This window comes from Streptomyces paradoxus, from assembly GCF_014202475.1.
Taxonomy (GTDB): domain Bacteria; phylum Actinomycetota; class Actinomycetes; order Streptomycetales; family Streptomycetaceae; genus Streptomyces; species Streptomyces paradoxus.
On record NZ_JACHGV010000001.1, the window covers coordinates 210,686 to 231,319 of the forward strand.

General features: G+C 71.3%; 16 protein-coding genes. 5 read left to right on the forward strand and 11 right to left on the reverse strand.

Annotated features, from left to right (window positions below):
* Nucleotides 1-10: 10 nt before the first annotated feature.
* The 6 genes from HNR57_RS00975 to HNR57_RS01000 all read right to left on the reverse strand — a co-directional run bounded on the left by HNR57_RS00975 (nt 11) and on the right by HNR57_RS01000 (nt 7,377).
* A complete protein-coding gene (locus HNR57_RS00975; protein ID WP_184554361.1) occupies nt 11-1,798 on the reverse strand; it encodes an ABC transporter ATP-binding protein in 1,788 nt (595 codons plus the stop codon).
* Between the two features lie 4 nt (nt 1,799-1,802).
* Nucleotides 1,803-2,861, reverse strand: a complete 1,059-nt coding sequence (locus HNR57_RS00980; protein WP_184554363.1) for an iron-siderophore ABC transporter substrate-binding protein — start codon at nt 2,859-2,861, stop codon at nt 1,803-1,805.
* Between the two features lie 104 nt (nt 2,862-2,965).
* Nucleotides 2,966-3,808 (reverse strand): ABC transporter ATP-binding protein, encoded by an 843-nt coding sequence (locus HNR57_RS00985; protein ID WP_184554366.1) that lies wholly within the window; start codon nt 3,806-3,808, stop codon nt 2,966-2,968.
* 39 nt (nt 3,809-3,847) lie between these two features.
* Nucleotides 3,848-4,909 (reverse strand): FecCD family ABC transporter permease, encoded by a 1,062-nt coding sequence (locus HNR57_RS00990; RefSeq protein ID WP_184554369.1) that lies wholly within the window; start codon nt 4,907-4,909, stop codon nt 3,848-3,850.
* Nucleotides 4,906-5,967: a FecCD family ABC transporter permease gene (locus tag HNR57_RS00995; protein WP_184554372.1), complete on the reverse strand. Its 1,062-nt coding sequence runs from the start codon at nt 5,965-5,967 to the stop codon at nt 4,906-4,908. The genes HNR57_RS00990 and HNR57_RS00995 overlap by 4 nt, the downstream gene beginning before the upstream one ends.
* 51 nt (nt 5,968-6,018) lie before the next feature.
* Nucleotides 6,019-7,377: a lysine N(6)-hydroxylase/L-ornithine N(5)-oxygenase family protein gene (locus HNR57_RS01000; RefSeq protein ID WP_184554375.1), complete on the reverse strand. Its 1,359-nt coding sequence runs from the start codon at nt 7,375-7,377 to the stop codon at nt 6,019-6,021.
* A gap of 247 nt (nt 7,378-7,624) precedes the next feature.
* Here HNR57_RS01000 and HNR57_RS01005 point away from each other — a divergent pair, with 247 nt between their 5' ends.
* Together HNR57_RS01005 and HNR57_RS01010 are read left to right on the forward strand one after the other, a co-directional pair.
* Entirely contained in the window at nt 7,625-8,572 is a 948-nt protein-coding gene (locus tag HNR57_RS01005; RefSeq protein ID WP_184554378.1) for a methionyl-tRNA formyltransferase, read from the forward strand.
* Between the two features lie 157 nt (nt 8,573-8,729).
* On the forward strand, nt 8,730-9,209 hold the full coding sequence (locus HNR57_RS01010) for a MarR family winged helix-turn-helix transcriptional regulator (RefSeq protein ID WP_184554381.1): 480 nt from the start codon (nt 8,730-8,732) through the stop codon (nt 9,207-9,209).
* On the opposite strand, the gene HNR57_RS01015 is transcribed toward HNR57_RS01010, so the two are convergent.
* The 4 genes from HNR57_RS01015 to HNR57_RS01030 form a co-directional block, all read right to left on the reverse strand.
* Nucleotides 9,191-9,892, reverse strand: a complete 702-nt coding sequence (locus tag HNR57_RS01015) for a response regulator (protein WP_184554384.1) — start codon at nt 9,890-9,892, stop codon at nt 9,191-9,193. The two genes, HNR57_RS01010 and HNR57_RS01015, sit on opposite strands and share 19 nt — an antisense overlap.
* Nucleotides 9,889-11,520, reverse strand: a complete 1,632-nt coding sequence (locus tag HNR57_RS01020; RefSeq protein ID WP_184554387.1) for a sensor histidine kinase — start codon at nt 11,518-11,520, stop codon at nt 9,889-9,891. Before HNR57_RS01020 ends, HNR57_RS01015 begins: the two co-directional genes overlap by 4 nt.
* 98 nt (nt 11,521-11,618) lie before the next feature.
* Nucleotides 11,619-12,113, reverse strand: coding sequence for a hypothetical protein (locus tag HNR57_RS01025; protein ID WP_184554390.1), 495 nt, complete (start codon nt 12,111-12,113; stop codon nt 11,619-11,621).
* A gap of 77 nt (nt 12,114-12,190) precedes the next feature.
* On the reverse strand, nt 12,191-14,086 hold the full coding sequence (locus tag HNR57_RS01030; RefSeq protein ID WP_184556451.1) for an ABC transporter ATP-binding protein: 1,896 nt from the start codon (nt 14,084-14,086) through the stop codon (nt 12,191-12,193).
* A 216-nt stretch (nt 14,087-14,302) separates the two neighbouring features.
* Between HNR57_RS01030 and HNR57_RS01035 the strand changes: the two genes are divergently transcribed.
* On the forward strand, nt 14,303-15,286 hold the full coding sequence (locus HNR57_RS01035; protein ID WP_376772132.1) for a lysylphosphatidylglycerol synthase transmembrane domain-containing protein: 984 nt from the start codon (nt 14,303-14,305) through the stop codon (nt 15,284-15,286).
* A gap of 240 nt (nt 15,287-15,526) precedes the next feature.
* On the forward strand, nt 15,527-16,624 hold the full coding sequence (locus HNR57_RS01040) for a mechanosensitive ion channel family protein (protein ID WP_184554393.1): 1,098 nt from the start codon (nt 15,527-15,529) through the stop codon (nt 16,622-16,624).
* A 4-nt stretch (nt 16,625-16,628) separates the two neighbouring features.
* Here the strand turns inward: HNR57_RS01040 and HNR57_RS01045 are convergent, their stop codons facing one another.
* Nucleotides 16,629-18,173 carry a M1 family metallopeptidase gene (locus tag HNR57_RS01045; RefSeq protein ID WP_184554395.1) on the reverse strand — a complete coding sequence of 515 codons (1,545 nt, stop codon included), beginning with the start codon at nt 18,171-18,173 and terminating at the stop codon, nt 16,629-16,631.
* 187 nt (nt 18,174-18,360) lie between these two features.
* Between HNR57_RS01045 and HNR57_RS01050 the strand changes: the two genes are divergently transcribed.
* Nucleotides 18,361-20,580: an NADP-dependent isocitrate dehydrogenase gene (locus tag HNR57_RS01050; RefSeq protein ID WP_184554496.1), complete on the forward strand. Its 2,220-nt coding sequence runs from the start codon at nt 18,361-18,363 to the stop codon at nt 20,578-20,580.
* The last annotated feature ends 54 nt before the right edge of the window (nt 20,581-20,634 follow it).

Consider the following 20,634-nt stretch of genomic DNA (forward strand, 5'->3'; position numbering starts at 1 on the left):
TTAGGGTTGCCTAACTACCCTCTCGCCAGGCCCGCCACAGTCGTGCGTACCGGCCGCCCAGAGCCACGAGTTCCTCGTGGGTCCCCTGCTCCACGACGCGTCCCGCGTCGAGCACGGCGATCCGGTCAGCGGCCATCGCCTGGGTCAGCCGGTGCGCCACGAACAGCGTGGTCCGGCCCTCGCACGCGGCCAGCACGGCCCGCTCCAGCTCGGCGGCGCCCTCGCTGCCGGCCTCCGCGGTCGACTCGTCGAGCACCACCACCGGCGCCCGGCCCAGCACCAGCCGCGCCAGGGCGATCTGGGCGACCTTGGTGACGTCCAGGCGCTCACCGCCCTCGCCGACCGGGGTGTTCAGCCCGTCGGGCAGTGCGGCCACCCAGCCCTCGGCTCCGACGGTGCGCAGCGCGTCCATCAGCTCCGCGTCCGACGCCCCCGGCGCGGAGAGCCGCAGGTCGTCGGCGAGCGGGCCGGAGAACACGTGCGTCTCCTGCGTCAGGATGCTCACCAGGGCCCGCGCCCCGGCCTCGTCCAGGCCGGAGAGATCCGTCGTCCCGATGCGCACCGACCCTGCCTCCGGGGTGCCGATACCGGCGATCAGCGCGGCCAGGGTGGTCTTGCCCGCGCCGGTGGCGCCCACGAGGGCGAGTGACCCGCCGGCCGGGATGGTCAGGTCCACGTCCCGCAGCACCGGTTCCTCGGAGCCGGGGTAACGGAACGTCAGCCCCTCGACCGTCACCGGGTACGCCCCGGCCCGGGCCGGGGTGACGGACTCGTCGCCGACCAGCCGCTCCTCGGCGGACTCCCCGAGCACCCCGACCAGTCGGGTCAGGCTCGCGCCCGACTTCTGCGCCTCGTCGAAGGTGAACATGATGGCGCCCAGCGGGGTGAACAGCCGGTGGAACAGCAGCGGGGCCGCCGACACCTCGCCCAGGCTGGCCGCGTCGGCCTCCAGCAGGGCGTACCCCACGACGAGGATCAGGACCAGGCCGATGAACTCGGCGCGGTTCTCCCGGCCGACGAACCGGCCGAAGAACCGGAACACCTCGATACCGAGCTCACGCACCCGCCACGACTCGGAGGTGACCTTCTCGCGGAAGGCACCCTCCAGGCGGTAGGCGCGGACCGTGTCGATGCCGTTGAGGCCGCTGATGAACGCCTGGGCCCGGTCGGCCTGGGCCACGCGCTGCTTGCGGTACAGCGGGGCGGACCGGGGCAGGTACCAGCGCAGCGCCAGCGCGTACGCGGGCAGCGCGCCGGCGCCGGCCAGGCCGAGCCGCCAGTCGAGGCCGAACATGCCGAGGGTCGCGATGACGACCAGCACGCCCGCCGAGAACACCGTGGGGACGGCCGTGCGGATACCCTTGGAGATGACGGCCACGTCGTCGCCGACCCGGGAGAGCACGTCTCCCCGGCCGACCTGCTCGATCCGCGCGCTCGGCATGCCGAGCACCGCCCGGACGGCGCCTTCGCGCAGCCGCGCGAGCAGATCCGCGCCCAGCCGTCCGATCAGATAGGTGGAGACCGCGGTGGCCGCCGCGCCGAGCAGCGCGGCGGCACCGATCAGCACCCCGATCGTGACCAGGACCGAACGGTCCTCGCCTCCGACGACCCCGTCGACCACCCGGCCGAGCAGGAGCACCGGGAGTACCTGGAGCGCCGCCCCCGCGACCGTGGTGAGCACGGTCGCGGCCGAGAGCCCGGGCATGGCGCGGCAGTGTCCCGCGACCCATCGGGCGGCCTCGCGTCCGGTCGTCGTGCGCAGGGTCGCCGGGGCGACGCGCGTATCGGTGGTGCTCACTTCCCTACTCGACCGACTTGACGAGCTCGTCGATCGCGTACGGCATGGACAGCAGGGTGCCCTGGGAGATGGCCGCGCCGACCGCCGGTCCCTCGCTGTCGAGCAGGTAGGACACGTTGCCCTTCTTCACGGCGTCGAGGTTGGCGAACAGCTTGAACTTCTTCAGGGCCTCGGTGTCGGCCTTGTCGTTGATGACGAAGATGTGGTCGACGTCGACGAGGTCGATGCGCTCGGGCGAGAGCTTGGTGTAGAAGCTGCCTCCGGCGACCTTGTCGATCCCGGTCTGGTACTTGAAGCCGATGCCCGAGACGAGCCGGCCGCGCACGTCGGTGGAAGTGAAGGGCGCCACCGAGTTCTCGTACCAGGACAGCGCGACAGCGGTCTGCTTGCCGAGCTCCGGGTGCTCCTTCTTGGCCGTGTCCAGCTTGCCCTCGATGTCGTCGACCATCTTCTGGCCCTCGTCGGCCTTGCCGAGGGCCTTGGCGATGTGCAGGGCGTTGTCCTGCCAGGGGGCGCTGAAGGGCTCCTTCTCGCCCTTGGTGCGGGCCACCGTGGGAGCGATCTTGGAGAGCTTGTCGTAGCCGGCCTGGTCGATCTCGGAATAGACCGCGACGATCAGGTCGGGCCGCAGGGCCGCGATCTTCTCGTAGTTGGGGCCGGAGTCACCGTTCTTCATGATGACCTCGGGCTTGGTGTCACCCCACTTGTCCTTCACCCAGGGCCACTGGGTGTTGATGTCGGGGGACTTGCCCGGCGGGTTGGGGTACTGGTCGACCATGCCGACGGGCTTGATGCCGAAGGCCAGGATGGTCTGGTCGTCGGTGTAGCCGACGGAGACGACCCGCTGGGGTGCCTTCTCGACCTTCGTGGATCCGAACGCGTGCTCCACGGTGACCGGGAACGCGCCGTCCGCGGCGGCCTGGGTGCCCTCGTTCTTGTTGTCCGCCGTGTCCGCCGAGTCGGAACCGCATCCCGCGAGGAGACCGACGCCGAGGGTGGCCGCGGACACAGCCGCCGCCAGCCGCCGCCATTGCTTCCCGGACGTCGTTCGATGGAGGAGCATCCAAAACCCCTTGCTTTCGCGCTAGTTCGCTGCACCCTCGCCTAAAGGGCAGGCAAACCTTATCGTGATGGAGTGAGGTTAGCCTAGCCTTACCCCGTACCTCTTTATCGGGATGTGTCCGGACGCACGTGCGTCCGCCCGATCGGCACGATCAAGGGCCGGTCCCCCACCGGGTCGTCGATCACCTGGGCGCGCAACCCGAAGGCCTCGTAAAGGAGTTCGGCGGTGACGACGTCGTGCGGGTGGCCCTGCGCCAGGATCGAGCCGTCCCGCATCACGACGAGGTGGTCGCTGTAGCGCACGGCCAGGTTGAGGTCGTGGAGCACCATGACGACGGTGCAGCCCGACTCGTGCAGATCGTCGACCAGGTCGAGGACGTCGACCGCGTGCGCCAGGTCCAGATAGGTCGTCGGCTCGTCGAGGAGCAGCAGGTCGGTGCCCTGAGCCAGCGTCATGGAAATCCACACGCGCTGCCGTTGCCCGCCGGAGAGCGAGTCGACCGGGCGGTCGGCCAGGTCGGCCACGCCGGTCATGGCGAGCGCGCGCTCCACGACCTCGGCGTCGTCCGAGGACCACTGCCGCAGCCAGCTCTGGTGCGGGTGCCGGCCCCGGGCGACCAGGTCGGCCACCGTCAGCCCCTCCGGAGCGACCGGCGCCTGCGGGAGCAGGCCGAGTTTCTTCGCCACGTCCCGGGTCCGGAGCCTGCCGATGTCCTCGCCGTCCAGGACGACCGTCCCCCTGGCCGGCTTGAGCAGCCGTGACAGGGTCCGCAACAGGGTCGATTTCCCGCAGCCGTTGGGGCCGATGATCGTGGTGACCACCCCCGGCGGTATCGCCACGTCGAGGCCGTCGATGACGGTCCGGCCGCCGTAGCCGACCGTGACGCCTCGGGCTGCCAGCCGCGAGGCGTCGCCGACCGCGGCCTCGGTGACGGACTGTGCGACCACGGGTCCCCCCTTGCTTAGGTTCACCTGACTCTTGTACATCTACCGGAGGTTGGCCCGCACCAGCAGGTAGACGAGGAAGGGCCCGCCGATCGCGGCGGTGACCACGCCGACCGGGAGCGAGACCGGCAGGACCGCCCGCGCGACCAGGTCCGAGCCGATCAGCAGCAGCGCGCCCACCAGGCCCGAGGCGAGCATCGGCGGTGTGGGGCAGCGCGCCAGCCGCATCGCCACCTGCGGGGCGACCAGCGCGACGAACGGGACCGGGCCCGCCGCGCTCACCGCCATACCGGCCAGCAGCACCGCGCACAGCAGCAGGACCGCCCGCACGGCCGCGTACCGCACCCCGAGACCGGCGGCGACCTCGTCGCCGAAGTGCATCGGCTTGAACTGGAACGCGACGGCGGCCACGACGGCCAGCAGGGCGAGCGTGCCCCACAGGGCCACCTGGACCTCGCCCCACGAGCGGTCGTCGAGCGAGCCGACCAGCCAGGCCTGTGCCTGGGCCACGTCCCTGATGTCGGCCGTGACGAGCAGCCAGGTGGTGACGGCCTCCATCACCGCGCTCACCGAGATGCCGATGAGGATGAGCCGGAAACCGTCGATCCCGCGCCGCCAGGCCAGGAAGTACACCAGAAGTCCCGTGCCGAGGCCGCCGGCGAGTGCCGCCGCCGAGAGGCCCACGGTGTCGGCCACGGCCGCGGCGGCCCCGCCCGACACCGTCACCAGGAACACCGCGACCGCACCGGCGCCCGTGGTGATGCCGAGAACGTCCGGGCTGGCCAGGGGATTCCGGGCGATGGACTGGGTGATCGCCCCGGACACCCCGAGCGCGACGCCCACCACGAGTCCGGCCAGGGCACGCGGCATCCGCAGGTCCATGATGACGAACTCGTCGACCTGCTCGCCCCGTCCGAGGAGCGTGCGGATCACCTGTGGCAGGCCGATGGGAAAGTCCCCGACGCCGATGGACACGCAGAAGACCAGGAAGGCCGCAGCCGCCAGCAGCAGCGAGACGCCCACCAGCCAGGGCCGCCAGAAGAACGACACCCGGCCCAGCCGCACGCCCGGCGGCAGCGACGGCTTCACATCGGTCACGTTCATGCGCTCCTGAACTTTCCGCGCCAGACCAGCACCGCGAAGAAGGGGGCGCCGAGGAGCGCCACGACGACGCCCGCGTCCAACTCGCCCGGCCGGACCACCAGTCGGCCGATGATGTCGCAGACCAGCAGGACGACGGCGCCGAGCAGTCCGGCGCAGGGCACCAGCCAGCGGTAGTCCGGGCCGGTCAGGTGGCGGGCCACGTGGGCCACCATGAGACCGAGGAAGGCGATGGGGCCGCACGCGGCCGTCGCCGCCCCCGCAAGCAGCGTGATGGCGGTGATGCCGACGGTCCGGCTCAGCGCGATGTTCACGCCGAGCCCCCGTGCCACGTCGTCACCGAGGTTGAGCAGGTTGAGCGAGGGCAGCGTGGTCAGGGCCAGCACCAGCCCCACGGCGACGAACGCGGTCACCGGCCAGATGACGTCAAAGCCCACGCCGGCCACCGAGCCCGCGTTCCAGAACCGCAGCGCGTTCAGCGAGGCCTGGTTCGACAGCGCGACCGCCGTGGTCATCGCCATCAGGAAGACCGTGATCCCCTGCCCGGCCAGGGCCAGCGTCAGCGGGTTGCCGGCCCCCCGGCCGACGCTCGCGAGACCGAACACCACGACACCGGCGACCGCCGCCCCGAGAAAGGCGAACCAGACGTACTGGAACGGGTCGGAGAACCCGAAGACGGCGATCACCGACACCACGGCGAACGAGGCGCCGGTGTTCACGCCGAGCAGGCCGGTGTCGGCGATCGGGTTGCGGGTGTACCCCTGGATCAGCGCCCCGCCGATCCCCAGGGCGATGCCCGCCACGATCGCGAGCACCGTGCGGGGCACCCGTACGGTCTCCACGATGAGCCGGATCTCCGTGAGCCGCTGGTCGGACGTCGGGGCCCCGAAGAGCCCGTGCCAGACCTCAGCGGGGCTCAGCGCCCGGGCGCCGACGGCGAGCGACAGCGCCGCGGCGACCACGAGGACCGCCAGAAGAGTGCCCAGACCCGTGACCCGTCGCCGACGGGTCCTCGCCATGCCCCCGGGCGCGGGGCGCTCCATCACAGCAGTCGTGCCCATGTGGACGTACGTTATCCCTTGCGCCGGCGGTGAGTTGATCGAGCGCGGTGATTACTGACGGGCCGTGCGGCCCGTGCCGTCGGCGAGCGTGCGGGCCTCGCCGTCGGCGGGAGCGGAGCCGCGTCCGAGGAGCGAGTCCAGGATCTCGCCCACCCTGATGGCGGTGTTGGACAGCAGGGACGAGGTGATGCCGTGCGTGTGCTCCGTGCCGCCCTGGAGGTAGATGCCGCAGCGCAGGGCGGGGTCGGTCGCGATGCGCCAGTCGCGCTCGACGCGGACGCGGCCCTCGTCGTCGCGGACGCAGCGGTCGGCGACCTCGCCGAGCAGACCGGTGGGGTCGGCGGGGCTGTAGCCGGTGGCGAAGACCACGACGTCGGCGTCGAGGTCGGTCTCCTCGCCGGTGACGAGGGACTTCACGGTGGCCAGGGCGCTGGTGGGGGTCTCCTTGACGGCGGTGAGCCGGGAGACGTTGAGGAAGCGCAGGCGTTCGGTGCCGAGGACCTTCTCCTGGTACGACTGCCGGTAGAGGTCGTCGATGAGGTCGATGTCGACCACGGAGTAGTTGGTGTTGCCGTGGTAGTCCATCAGGCGGCGCTTGACGTCCTCGGGCGCCGCGAAGTACTCGTCGACGGCCTGGGGGTCGAAGATGCGGTTGGCGAAGCTGCTGTCGTCGGCGGGGCTGTAGCCGTAGCGGGAGAAGACGGCGCAGACCTCGGCCTCGGGGAAGCGACGGTGCAGGTAGGCGACGTTCTCGGCGGCGCTCTGGCCGGCGCCCACGACGACGAAGCGGGACGGCGAGGTGCCCTCCAACTCGTCGACACGTTCGAGGAGTTCGGAGTTGTGCCAGACGCGTTCGCCCCGCTCGACGCCCTCGGGCATGAGCGGGCGCAGGCCGGTGCCGATGACGAGGTTGCGGGCCCGGTGGACCTCCAGGCCGCCGCCCGAGCGGACGGTCACCTCCAGGTGCTCCACGACACCGTCCCGGGTCACGGGCGCCACCCCGACGACCTCGCGGCCGTAGGAGACCATGTCGTCGACCTGGGAGGCCGCCCACTCGAAGTAGTCGTGGAACTCCACGCGCAGCGGGAACAGGTTCTTGTGGTTGATGAAGTCGATCAGCCGGCCCTTGCTCTGCAGGTAGCAGAGGAAGCTGTACTCGCTGGCCGGGTTCCGCAGCGTCACCAGGTCCTTGAGGAAGGAGACCTGCATGGTGGCGTCGTCGATGAGCATGCCGCGGTGCCAGCCGAACCGGGGCTGCTGCTCGAAGAAGTGAGCGGTGATCGCCTCCTGCCTGCCGACGCGGGTGTTGTGCTCGCGGAGCGCGATCGCCATGGCCACATTGGACGGCCCGAAGCCGATACCGATCAGGTCATGGACCGGTGATGCGTCATCAGGAAGAACCTGCGACATGTCACTCCCATCGTGCGGGGCAGCCGCGTGTGAGGTGTGGAGGGATCGAAAGGTGGGCATGCAGACGAAGCGGCACCCCACGGAACTTAGGTGAGCCTAAGCTAAACCCGCGAGGGTGTCGACAGGGCAAAACGGACAGCCGGATCGACAGGGCCTCTCAACTGCGGCGGAACACAAGCCCGTTGCGCACTAAGGTAAGCCTTGCTTTACTTGCGTCGGCCAACACCTTGCTCTGAGGAGGAACCCCATGCGGGTCGTCATGTTCGGTTACCAGACCTGGGGGCATCGCACCCTGCAAGCCCTCCTGGAGTCCGAGCACGACGTGGTGCTGGTCGTGACCCACCCCAAGAGTGAGCACGCCTACGAGAAGATCTGGAGCGACTCCGTCGCGGACCTCGCCGAGGAGCACGGCGTCCCGGTGCTGATCCGCAACCGCCCGGACGACGACGAGCTGTTCGAGCGCCTCAAGGAGGCCGACCCGGACATCATCGTGGCCAACAACTGGCGTACGTGGATCCCCCCGCGCATCTTCAAGCTGCCGCGCCGGGGCACGCTGAACGTGCACGACTCGCTGCTGCCGAAGTACGCCGGGTTCTCCCCGCTGATCTGGGCGCTCATCAACGGCGAGCCCGAAGTGGGCGTCACCGCGCACATGATGAACGACGAGCTCGACGCCGGCGACATCGTCCGGCAGGAGGCCGTGCCGGTCGGCCCGAAGGACACCGCGACCGACCTCTTCCACAAGACCGTCGACCTCATCGCCCCCGTCACCATCGGCGCGCTGGACCTGATCGCCTCCGGGCAGACCGAGTTCACCAAGCAGGACCGCTCCCAGGCGTCCTTCTTCCACAAGCGGGCCGACGAGGACAGCCGCATCGACTGGACCTGGCCCGCGGAGGACCTCGAACGGCTGGTGCGCGCCCAGTCCGAGCCGTACCCCAGCGCCTACACCTTCCATCGGGGCAAGCGGCTCGACGTCCTGGCCTCATTCGTGTCCGAGGGCCGCTACGGCGGCACGCCCGGCCGCATCTTCTACCGCGAGGGCGAGGGCGTGGTGATCGTCGCCGGCGCCGACGCCCGGACGGGCCGCAACCACGGCCTGGCCATCACGCGCGTACGCACCGAGGACGGCCGGGAGCTGCCCGCCACCGAGTACTTCACCTCCATGGGCGGCTACCTCACCAACCGCCCCTGACGTGCCGGCCCCGGTACGGTCCCGGGGCCGGCCGGCATCGTCGCCGCGCGGCACGGCTCCGCGCGGCGACGGTCGCGTGCGACTGCCCCGAAGCCGCCAAGTGACCTATTTCCGGAGGGCGTTCACAGGACGGGCACAGCCGGGCTAACGTTCACGCATGACCCCGCCCAGCGTGCTGAACCTCAGCGCGTACCTGATGTACGCGACGGGAAAGGCCGCCCGCCGCACCCTGTCCGAGAAGCTCACCGCCCGGGGGCTGCGGCTGTGGCACCTGACCGTCCTGACCCTGGTCGCCGACCTCGGTCCGCAGCCCAAGGGCGTGCTGGCCGCCCGGCTGGACATGAACGCCAGTGACCTCGCGAAGATCGTGAAGGACCTGGCCGACGCGGGTCAGGTCACGTGCGTCCGCAGCCTCGCCGACCGCCGCCGCGTCGACGTCCGCATCACCCCGGAGGGCAGGCTCGCCCTCGACCACCTCAGCGCCGACATCGCGTCCGCGGACGACGACCTCCTGACGCCGCTGAGCGAGGCCGAACGGGAGCAACTCGCCTCCCTGCTGCGGCGCGTGCACGCCCACCACGAGGAAGCGACTCCCGCGAACAGCCCGCGGGTGGCGGCTCAGGCGCGCCAGCCGTAGCGCCGTTCGGGCCGGCCGGCGGCGCCGTAGCGCAAGGACACCTCCGCGCTGCCCGTGCCGTGGAAGTACTCCAGATAGCGGCGGGCGCTGACCCTGGACACTCCGGTGAGGGCGGCGCACTCGCTCGCGGACAGCGTGCCGTCCGCCGCGCGCAGGGCCCGCTCGACGAGCCCGGCGGTCTCCACGCTCATGCCCTTGGGCAGGGTGGACGCCGGGGCGGGGGCGAAGGCCCCGGCCAGGACCCGGTCGACGTCCGCCTGGCCCCGGACCACCGTCGTGAGCAGCCGGCCCCGCTGGGCGGCGTAGCGCTCCAGGCGCAGGCGCAGATCCTCGAAGTCGAAGGGCTTGAGGAGGTAGTCGACCACGCCGCGCCGGACCGCGCCGCGTACGGTGTCGGCCTCCGTCGCCGCACTGATGACCATGACGTCGCAGTCGTGGCCGGCCGTGCGCAGCCGGGGGATGACATCGAGTCCGAAGAGGTCGGGCAGGTACAGGTCGAGCAGGATGAGATCGGGGCGCAGTTCGTCGGCCGCCTCGATGGCCTGCTCCCCCGTGTGGGCCGTGCCGACGACGCGGAACGGCTCGACGCGTTCGACGAACGCGCGGTGGACCCTGGCCACCATGAAGTCGTCGTCGACCACGAGGACGTCGATCGCGCCCGTCTTGTCGCTCGCCGCGGTCATCGGGCCGCTCCTTCCGCCACCGTGCCGGTGAGGTGGCTGACGGTCATGCGTGCGGTGAACACGGCCCCTTCGGGGGTGTTGGCCACCGAGATCTCTCCCCCGTGCCGTTCGCAGACCAGCTTGGTCAGGGCCAGTCCGATGCCGCGTTCGCCCTCCCGCGCGGCCTTGGTGGTGAAGCCGTGGGAGAAGACCTCGCGGGCGAGTTCGGGAGCCACGCCCGGCCCGGAGTCGCGGACCGCGATCTCCACGCTGGAGGCGTCCTGCCGCAGTGCCACCTCCACCCAGGCGTCGTCCCGCGCTGCCGCGGCGGCGTCCACGGCGTTGTCCACCAGGTTGCCCACCACGGTCGCCACATCGGCGGCGTCCTCCGGGGCCAGCCGCTCCAGCGCGGTGTCGTCAGAGATCCGCAGGCTGACCTTCCGTTCCGCCGCCAGGGACGCCTTCGCCATCAGCAGCGCGGCCACCGCGGTGTCCCGGACACGGCGGCTGAGGGTGAGGTCGAGGGACTGGCGGTGCCGGCTCAACGCGCGGATGTAGCTGACCACTTCGTCCTGCTCGCCGATCTGGATCAGCCCGGAGATGGTGTGCAGCTGGTTGGCGAACTCGTGCGCCTGCGCGCGCAGCAGCTCCGAGGAACTGCGGAAGGAGCCGATCTCCCGCTCCAGCCGGGCCAGTTCGGTGCGGTCCCGCAGGGTGGTGACCGAGCCGAGGGACCGGCCGTCCTTGGTGACGGTCATCCGGTTCATCACCAGGACCCGGCCGTGGCGGACGACGACTTCGTCCCGCTCGCCGGCTGCGGTGCCGGACAGCACCTCGCGCAGCCTCCCCTCGATGCCGAGGCCCTCCAGGCTCTGGCCCACACAGTCCTCCGGCAGGTCGAGCAGGCGGCGGCCCATGTCGTTGACGAGGGTGAGCCGGTGCTGCGGGTCCAGGGCGATCACGCCCTCGGCGATCCCGTACAGCATCGCCTCCCGGTGCTCGGCGAGCCCGGCGATCTCGCCCGGCTCCAGCCCGAGGGTCTGCCGTTTCACCCGCCGCGCCAGCAGCCAGGAGCCGGCCACGCCGAGTCCGCTGGCGATGCCCAGATAGGCGAGCAGGTAGGAGGAGGCACCGCTGAGCCGCTGCCACACCGTGGGATCGGCCTCGCCGATCATCACGGTGCCGAGGATCCGGCCCAGGTTCTCCTCGGTCGCTCCGAGGACGGGCACCTGGGCGGCCAGCTCCCGGTTGCCGTCCAGGGTCAGCTGCCCGGACCAGCCGCGCCCCTGCCCGGTGCCCGGTCCGAGCCGCATGCGCTCACCGACGACCGTGGGATTCGTGGAGCTGACGATCCGCCCGGCCCCGTCGGCCACCGACACGGACGTCACCCCCGACTGCGCCTGCGTGGCGAGCACCAGCGGGGCGAGCGCCTCCCCCGGCGCGGGTCGCACCAGCTGGCTGCGCACCAGGGGGTTGGCGGCCAGCTGCTCGGCGAGCGCGCTCACCCGGCGTCCCTCGACACGGTTGAAGGTGGCCTGGGACTGGGCGAGGGAGACCGCGGCGACGGCCAGCAGCACCACCACGACGATGGCGAGCTGGAGCACCAGCATCTCGCCCGCGAGCGAGTGGCGACGGAAGGTGGCGACCACGACGAACTCAATCTCCGATGCCGCCGCGAGCGGGGCGGCTCATGTCCCGAGCCGCACCATCATGACGCCCACCAGCCGAAATCGAAAGGGAGCCGGCGCTACCCGGGGGGCTTGGGCCCGATCCCCCGCAGCTCCCTGATCGTGCCGCCGAGCTTCGCGCGGAGGGATTCCAGCAGCGCCGGCTTGGCGCTGACCACCCAGCGCGTGCCGACGAGGTACTTCCCCCCGTAGACGCGCGCACTCTCCAGCCAGGTCTCCTTGAGCTTCTCCTCGGGGAAGGTGGTGATGAGGTAGTCGGCCTTCTTGGTGCGGCACAGCCCCTGGCGCAGTTCGTCGGCGTCGATGCGGATCTTCGCCTTGCAGCCGGTCAGCCCGGCGATCACCTCCACCTTGGCCGGTGCGACGACTCCGGCGGCGGGAGCGGCCGTCACACGGGGCGCCGCCTTGCCGCCGGCGTCCTTGTCACCGTCTCCGCCGCAGGCGGTGAGAAGGGGGAGCACGACCAGGACACCGGCCGCCGCGAGGGCGCGCGGCCGGTGGACGCGGGACGGGCTGCGGCGGGTGGATCGTACGGGCGGTTGCTGCTGGGACACGTCGCCTCTCCGGGTGCGGGCTGTCGGCGGGAGTACTGGAGAGGAGTACGCACAGGTCCGGGCGGGTGTTCAGGCCGCTACGCGGCCTCTTCGACGGCGGCGCCCCGCGTCCCATCGGCCGGTGCGGCGAACTGGGTGCGGTACAGCTCCGCGTACCGCCGCCCCGCCGCGAGGAGCTCCTCGTGCGTGCCGCGTTCCACGATCCGGCCGGCCTCGACGACCAGGATCTGGTCGGCGGCGCGGACGGTGGAGAGACGGTGGGCGATGACGACGGCCGTGCGGCCTTCGAGGGCTTCGGTGAGAGCTTCCTGGACGGCGGCCTCGGAGGTGTTGTCGAGGTGGGCGGTGGCCTCGTCGAGGATCACGACGCGCTGGCGGGCCAGCAGCAGCCGGGCGATGGTCATGCGCTGGCGTTCGCCGCCGGAGAGCCGGTATCCGCGCTCGCCGACGACGGTGCCGAGGCCGTCGGGCAGGGAGCGTACGAGGTCGTCGAGGCGGGCCCGGCGCAGGGCGTCCCACAGCTCGTCCTCCGTGGCCTCCGGGCGGGCGAGCAGGAGGTTGGCGCGGACGGTGTCGTGGAAGAGGTGGCCGTCCTGGGTGACCATGCCGAGGGTCTGCCGCAGCGACCGCGCCGTGAGGTCGCGGACGTCGACGCCGCCGATGCGCACGGCCCCCGCGTCGGTGTCGTACAGGCGCGGCATCAGCTGCGCGATGGTCGACTTGCCCGCACCGGAGGAGCCGACGAGCGCCACGGTCTGACCGGGTTCGGCGCGGAAGGACAGTCCGTGCAGGACCTCGTCACCGCCTCGCCCGTCCAGGGACGCGACCTCCTCCAGGGAGGCCAGGGAGACCTTGTCGGCGGCCGGGTAGCCGAAGCGGACCTGGTCGAACTCGACCGCCACGGGCCCGTCGGGCACCGGGCGCGCGTCCGGCTTCTCCTCGATGAGCGGCCTGAGGTCGAGCACCTCGAAGACCCGCTCGAAGCTGACCAGCGCGCTCATCACCTCGACGCGCGCTCCCGCGAGCGCCGTCAGCGGCGCGTAGAGCCGGGTCAGGAGCAGCGCGAGCGACACGACAGCGCCGGGTTCCAGGGCGCCGCGCAGGGCGAACCAGCCGCCGAGGCCGTAGACCAGGGCCAGGGCGAGGGCCGAGACGAGCGTGAGGGCGGTGATGAAGGCCGCCTGGGCGGTCGCGGTGCGGATCCCGATGTCCGCGACCCGGCGGGCCCGCTCGGCGAACTCCTCCGACTCCTCCTCGGGACGTCCGAAGAGCTTGACCAGCGTGGCTCCGGGGGCGGAGAAGCGTTCGGTCATGCGGGTGCCCATCGCCGCGTTCAGGGTCGCCGCCTCGCGCTGCATCCGGGCCATCCGGCTGCCCATGCGGCGGGCCGGGATCACGAACACCGGCAGCAGCACCAGCGCCAGCAGGGTGATCTGCCAGGACAGCGTGAGCATCACCGCGAGTGTGAGCAGCAGGGTGACGAGGTTGCTGACCACCCCGGAGAGGGTGTTGCTGAACGCGCGCTGGGCTCCGATGACGTCGTTGTTGAGCCGGGAGACCAGGGCGCCCGTACGAGTGCGTGTGAAGAACGCCACCGGCATGCGCTGCACATGGTCGAAGACGGCGGTCCGCAGATCGAGGATGAGATGCTCCCCGAGCGTCGCCGACAGCCTGCGGCCGAGGACGCCCAGCGCCGCCTCCGCCACCGCGATCAGCGCGATGAGCAGGGCGAGACGTACGACGGTGCCCTCGTCGCCGTGCGACACGATCGTGTCCACGACCGACCCGGCCAGGACGGGGGTCGCCACGGCCAGCAGGGCGGTGCCCACACCGAGCAGGACGAAGAGGGCGATGCGGCGCCGGTGCGGGCGGGCGAACGCGCCGATGCGGCGCAGGGTCGCCAGGGCGAAGGGGCGGCGCTCCCGTTCGGCGTTCATGACGCTGTGCAGCTGTGTCCACGCTGTGGTCTCCATGCTCATGGCAGCGACCGTAGAACCTCAAGCAATCTTGAGGTCAAGGAGCTCGCGCTCAAGCCCCGACATCCCGCACAATCAGCCCGATCCCCCTCTTCCCCGTCCCTCCGCGCAAAGGCCCCGATGACGCTCCCCACGCAGCCGCTTCCCGCGCGCAATCCCCAGTCCCCGCTCCCGCAACCCGCAGTTGGCCCGTCCTGGACAGGCTCTTCGGATGTGACAGCGGTACAACTCCCCGAACTCCGCCCGGGACGACTCCCCCGTCGCGTCCCGGTGCGCCGCCTGCGGCAGATCCTGTGTCTGCTCCCGCTCCTGCTCGTCACCGTGGTCGCCGTGCAGCACCGGTCGGTGCTGGCCGCGGGTCTCGCGCATCTGCGCACCGCCGAGTGGCCCTGGCTGCTGGCCGCGGCCGGTGCGACCTGCCTGACCTGGGTCGCCGCCTCCTGCACCCGGCAGGGCGCGGTGGTCGAGCGGCTGCCCAGACGGCGGCTGCTGGCCACGCAGTTCGCCGCCGGAGCGGCCAACCACCTGCTGCCGACCGGTCTTGGCGCGAGCGCGGTCAACCTGCGGTTCATGACGGTGTGCGGGCTGCCGCTCGCCCGTTCCTCGGCCGCTCTCGGCCTGTACCTGCTGGCCGAGAGCATCGGCCGGGTGGCGCTGCTGGGTGCCCTGCTCATCGCGTTCCCCGACGCGCTGCGGCTGGGCACGCTGGTGCCGGAGACGGCGTTCGGCCCGCTGCTGGCCGGCGCCCTGGTGGTGCTCGTGATCGCCGTGGCCGTACTGGCCCTCGTACGGCGGCTGCGCTCGGCCCTGGTGTCCTTCCTGCGGACGGCTCTCGGCGAGGCGCGTTCGGTGCACACCCGCCCGGCGCGGGCCCTGGCGCTGTGGGGCGGCTCCTTCGCCTTCCCGGCGCTGCAGGCGTCCGTCCTGGTGCTGACGGGGCGGGCGCTGGGGCTGGACATCCCGCCCGCGCACATGGCGGTGGCCTATCTGGCGGCGACGGTCGCGGTCGCACTGGTGCCCACGCCGGGCGGGATCGGCTCGGTGGAGGCGGCCCTGGTCGTGGCGCTGGTGGCGGCGGGCGGCCCGGCCGCGGTCGCCACCGCCGTGGTCCTGGCCTTCCGGGTCATCACCGTCTGGCTGCCGCTGGTGCCGGGCGCGCTGACGCTGGCGGCGCTGGTGCGGCTGAAGGTGATCTGACCAAGGCGGCCTCGGCCGTGACAGTGCGTCATGTGCAGTAACTCACCCTCCCCGCACTCCCGCCTCCGGTACGGAACGCCGTGCGGGATACGGCAGGATGAACGATCGTGCCGACCGCGGGTCAGGGCGGTCGGGCACCTTCGAGCATCCCGGAAAACGAGCAGGTGACGACGTGACGAGACTTCACATCCGGCCGTTGGCGACGGCGTTCGCCGTGGTTCCCCGCCCCGGAGGTGACCGGTGAACCGGGCCCTCACCGTGGACGACCTGCTGTTCGCCGGCATCGCCCTCGCCTCGGGCCTGCTGGCAGCGTTCGCGCTGCGCATCCTGCTGCGGTGGCTGGGCCGGCACGCCGACCGCACCCGCTGGACGGGCGACGACGTCATCGTGCACGCGCTGCGGGCCGTGGTGCCCTGGGTCGCGGTCGTGGGCGGCGCGGCGGGCGCGGCGGCCGTGCTCCCGCTGACCCGCACCGTGCAGCACACCACCAACCAGGTGCTCACCGTCCTGCTCATCTTCGTGGCGACGGTGTCGGCGGCCCGGGTCGTGACCGGGCTGGTGCGCACGGTCACGCAGTCCCGCTCCGGGGTCGCCGGATCGGCCACGATCTTCGTCAACATCACCCGGATCCTGGTCCTGGCGATCGGTTTCCTGGTGGTGCTCCAGACGCTGGGCATCTCCATAGCCCCGCTGCTCACGGCCCTGGGCGTCGGCGGTCTGGCGGTCGCGCTGGCGCTTCAGGACACCCTCGCCAACCTCTTCGCGGGCATCCACATCCTCGCGTCCAAGACCGTTCAGCCCGGTGACTACATCAAGCTCAGCAGCGGCGAGGAAGGCTACGTCGAGGACATCAACTGGCGGCAGACGACGATCCGCAACCTGTCCAACAACCTCATCGTGCTGCCCAACGGCCAGCTCGCGCAGGCGAACATGACCAACTTCATGCGCCCCGAGGAGCAGCTGACCATCCTGGTCCAGGTCGGGGTGGCCTACGACAGCGATCTGGAGCACGTGGAGCGGGTGACCAACGAGGTCATCGCCGAGACGATGACCGAGGTCGAGGGCGCGGTGCCGGATCACGAGCCGATCATCCGGTTCCACACCTTCGGCGACTCCCGGATCGGCTTCACCGTCATCCTGGGCGTCGGCGAGTTCAGCGACCAGTACCGCATCAAGCACGAGTTCATCAAGCGCCTGCACAAGCGCTACCGCGTGGAGGGCATCCGCATTCCCGCCCCGGCCCGGACGGTGGCGCTGCAGCAGGGTTCGGTCGGCATCCCGCAGCAGCGCACCGGCGAGATCGAGCCGAGCGGGCTGAGCGCCGCCCGGCTCGACTAGGTCGTCACAGCGTCGCGGAGTTCTCGTGGTGGTGGCTGTCCCTCCGGTCGCGCGGTGCCGAGAGGGACGCCTTCGCCGGCGTCACGGTCCAGTCCGGGTGGCCCGGCATCCGGGGCGTCTTCGTGCCGTACAGCCAGTCCCGCAGGAAGCCGGTCAGGTCCTGGCCCGAGACCTCCGAGGCGACGGCGATGTAGTCCTCCGTGGAGGCCGAGGAGTCACGGTAGCGCTCCAGGAAGGTGCGTTCCAGGGCCGTGAAGGCCGCCTCGCCGACCTGCTGGCGCAGCGCGTACAGCACGAGCACGCCGCCCAGGTAGCGCTGGCTGTCGAACAGGGTGGCCGCGGTGGGTGCGGCGACCGGCCCGGAGGTCTGGCGCCACTGGTCGCCGAGGGCGTAGGTGTCCTTCATCCGGGCTTCCATGGTGGTCATGCCCTTGGAGTCGGGCCAGCCGCGCTCGTAGCGGTACAGCAGGCCGTAGAAGTCGGCGTGGCCCTCGTTCAGCCACAGGTCGGCCCAGGTGGCGGGGCTGACGCTGTTGCCGAAGTAGGAGTGGACCAGCTCGTGCATCATGTGCGAGCCGATCTTGCTCTCCTCCTGGAGGAGGTAGTTCGGCTTGTAGATGGTGAGGGTCTGGGTCTCCAGGCCCGTGAAGTCGAAGGCGTCCGGGGCGTCGTTGTTGCAGGGCAGCAGGCCGTACGTCTCGAAGGGGTACGCGCCGAGCCGCTGCTCGACCCACGACACCAGCGCCGGGGTGAGCGCCAGGGCGGGCTCCAGGGCGGCGGCCCTGGCGACGGGGACGACGTCCCGCAGCGGCAGACCGTGCGGGCCCTGCCGGTCCTTGATCACATAGTCGCCGACGGTGATCTGCACCACCTCGGTGGCGATCGGCGAACGGGAGCGGTACGTGTACGCGGTCCGGTCGCCTGCCAGTTGCTCGGTACGCACCAGGCTGCCGCTGGCGACGCCCCGCAGCCCGGCGGGCACGGTGAGGCGGAACGTGAAGTCGGCCTTGTCGGAGGGGTGGTCGTTGCAGGGGAAGACGGTGTGTGCCAGGTCCGGCTGGCAGCACACCGCGAATCCGTCCGGGGTGGCCACCCAGCCGCCGGCGGGCGGCGGGGTCCGGCGCGGGTCGGCGCCGTAGGCCACGCACACGGTGACCCGGGCCTTCGCCGCGAGCTGACGGGCGGGGGTGATCCGCAGCTTCTCGGCCACCTGCTCGAAGGCGGCCGTGCGGCCGCCGACCCGGACGGAGCGTATGTCCAGGCCGCGCGCGTCCAGGGAGAAGCGGCTCAGGGCCTGGGTGGTGCGGATGGTCAGGGTCGCGGTGGCCTCGACGAGCTTGGTCGTGGCGTCGTAGGCGAAGTCGAGGTGGTAGGCCGAGACGCGGTATCCGTCATTGCCGAGGGCGGGGTAGACGGGGTCACCCAGGGTCTCGGCGCCCGGGGTGGCGCCGGTGCCGGGGGCCGCCTGGGCCGGAATCCCCGTGGTGAGTGCCGCCGCCGTGCCGATCAGCGCGGCCGCGGGGGCCGTCACTCTGGTGCGATATCTCATGGTCAGCTTCCGCTCGGACGGCCGGGTGGTCAGGTCCGGCCGTGGCTTGGAGTGAGTGATCTCTCTCCCAGACACGGGAACGGGGCGATCGGTTGCACGAAACTGGTCGCGGACCCCTGTCGAGACGAGGTCGCTCACGAGATATCTTGATGTCGAGCAATGTTGCAGACGTGGAGCGGAGCACCCGGTGACTGACTCGACCATCATCTATACGCACACTGACGAGGCCCCCGCACTGGCGACGTATTCCTTCCTGCCGGTGGTCCGGGCGTACGCCTCGCAGGCCGGTGTCGCCGTGGAGACCCGCGACATCTCGCTGGCCGGGCGCATCATCGCCGTGTTCCCGGAGTACCTGAGCGAGGACCAGCGCATCCCGGACGCCCTCGCGGAGCTCGGCGAGCTGGCCAAGACGCCCGCCGCCAACATCATCAAGCTGCCGAACATCTCGGCGTCCATCCCGCAGCTCAAGGCCGCCGTGGCCGAGCTGCAGGGCCAGGGCTACGCCCTGCCCGACTACCCGGACGACCCGAAGACCGACGAGGAGCGCGAGATCCGCGCCCGCTACGACAAGGTCAAGGGCTCCGCCGTGAACCCGGTCCTGCGTGAGGGCAACTCCGACCGGCGCGCCCCCGCCTCGGTCAAGAACTACGCCAAGTCCCACCCGCACCGCATGGGTGCCTGGACCCCCGAGTCCAAGACCAACGTGGCGACCATGGGCCAGAACGACTTCCGCTCCACCGAGAAGTCCGTGGTGATCGCCGAGGACGGCGCGCTGCGCATCGAGCTCGTCGGCGACGACGGCACCACCACGGTGCTGCGCGAGTCCGTACCCGTGCTCGCCGGCGAGGTCGTCGACGCCTCCGTGATGCGCGTCGCCGCGCTGCGCGAGTTCCTGACCGCGCAGGTCGCCAAGGCCAAGGCCGAGGGCGTGCTGTTCTCGGTGCACCTGAAGGCGACGATGATGAAGGTCTCCGACCCGATCGTCTTCGGCCACGTGGTGCGCGCCTTCTTCCCGAAGACGTTCGCGCAGTACGGCGACAAGCTCGCCGCGGCCGGCCTCACCCCGAACGACGGTCTGGGCGGCATCTGGAAGGGCCTCGACGCCCTGCCGGAGGGCGCCGAGATCAAGGCCTCCTTCGACGCCGAGCTCGCCGAGGGCCCGGAGCTGGCGATGGTGGACTCCGACAAGGGCATCACGAACCTGCACGTCCCCTCGGACGTCATCGTCGACGCCTCCATGCCGGCCATGATCCGCACCTCGGGCCACATGTGGGGCCCGGACGGCCAGGAGCACGACACCCTGGCGGTCCTGCCGGACTCCTCGTACGCGGGCGTCTACCAGGCCGTGATCGACGACTGCCGGGCCAACGGCGCCTACGACCCGTCCACCATGGGCTCGGTGCCGAACGTCGGCCTCATGGCGCAGAAGGCCGAGGAGTACGGCAGCCACGACAAGACCTTCGAGGTCCCCACCACGGGCACCGTCCGCCTCGTCGACGGCAACGGCACCGCGCTCATCGAGCAGACCGTCTCGGCCGGCGACATCTTCCGTGCCTGCCAGACCAAGGACGCGCCGATCAGGGACTGGGTGAAGCTGGCCGTCACCCGCGCCCGCGCCACCGGTGACCCGGCGGTGTTCTGGCTGGACGAGACGCGCGCGCACGACGCCAACCTGATCGCCAAGGTCAACACCTACCTCGCCGAGCACGACACCGAGGGCCTGGACATCCGGATCCTCAACCCGGTCGAGGCGACGAAGCTGTCGGTGGAGCGCATCCGCCGCGGTGAGAACACGATCTCGGTCACCGGCAACGTCCTGCGTGACTACCTGACCGACCTCTTCCCGATCCTGGAGCTGGGCACCAGCGCCAAGATGCTGTCGGTCGTCCCGCTGATGGCGGGCGGCGGCCTGTTCGAGACGGGCGCGGGCGGCTCCGCGCCGAAGCACGTGCAGCAGCTGGTCAAGGAGAACTACCTGCGCTGGGACTCCCTGGGTGAGTTCTTCGCCCTGGTGCCGTCCTTCGAGCAGCTCGCGAAGGTGGCGGGCAACGCCCGCGCCCAGGTCCTGGCCGACACCCTCGACCGCGCCACGGCGACCTTCCTCAACGAGGACAAGTCCCCGACCCGGCGCGTCGGCGGCATCGACAACCGCGGCAGCCACTTCTACCTGTCCCTGTACTGGGCGCAGGAGCTGGCCGGGCAGAGCGACGACGCGGACCTGGCGAAGGCCTTCGCCCCGCTCGCCGAGACGCTCGCCGCGAACGAGCAGAAGATCGTCGACGAGCTGAGCGCCGTGCAGGGCAAGCCGGTCGACATCGGCGGCTACTACCAGCCCGACCCGGCGAAGGCCGCGGAGGTCATGCGCCCGTCCAGCACGTGGAACGAGGCCCTGGCGTCCCTGAGCTGACGCTCCGGGCCCCTTCGGCCCGCTGACTCCGCCCCGGCCGGCACAGCGCCCGGC

What these genes read in the sequence shown, in the direction of transcription:
- HNR57_RS00980 (WP_184554363.1), bottom strand. Translation starts at nt 2,861, where the DNA reads ATGCTCCTCCATCGAACGACGTCCGGGAAGCAATGGCGGCGGCTGGCG.
- HNR57_RS00990 (WP_184554369.1), bottom strand. Translation starts at nt 4,909, where the DNA reads ATGAACGTGACCGATGTGAAGCCGTCGCTGCCGCCGGGCGTGCGGCTG.
- HNR57_RS00995 (WP_184554372.1), bottom strand. Translation starts at nt 5,967, where the DNA reads ATGGGCACGACTGCTGTGATGGAGCGCCCCGCGCCCGGGGGCATGGCG.
- HNR57_RS01000 (WP_184554375.1), bottom strand. Translation starts at nt 7,377, where the DNA reads ATGTCGCAGGTTCTTCCTGATGACGCATCACCGGTCCATGACCTGATC.
- HNR57_RS01005 (WP_184554378.1), top strand. Translation starts at nt 7,625, where the DNA reads ATGCGGGTCGTCATGTTCGGTTACCAGACCTGGGGGCATCGCACCCTG.
- HNR57_RS01010 (WP_184554381.1), top strand. Translation starts at nt 8,730, where the DNA reads ATGACCCCGCCCAGCGTGCTGAACCTCAGCGCGTACCTGATGTACGCG.
- HNR57_RS01015 (WP_184554384.1), bottom strand. Translation starts at nt 9,892, where the DNA reads ATGACCGCGGCGAGCGACAAGACGGGCGCGATCGACGTCCTCGTGGTC.
- HNR57_RS01030 (WP_184556451.1), bottom strand. Translation starts at nt 14,086, where the DNA reads ATGGAGACCACAGCGTGGACACAGCTGCACAGCGTCATGAACGCCGAA.
- HNR57_RS01045 (WP_184554395.1), bottom strand. Translation starts at nt 18,173, where the DNA reads ATGAGATATCGCACCAGAGTGACGGCCCCCGCGGCCGCGCTGATCGGC.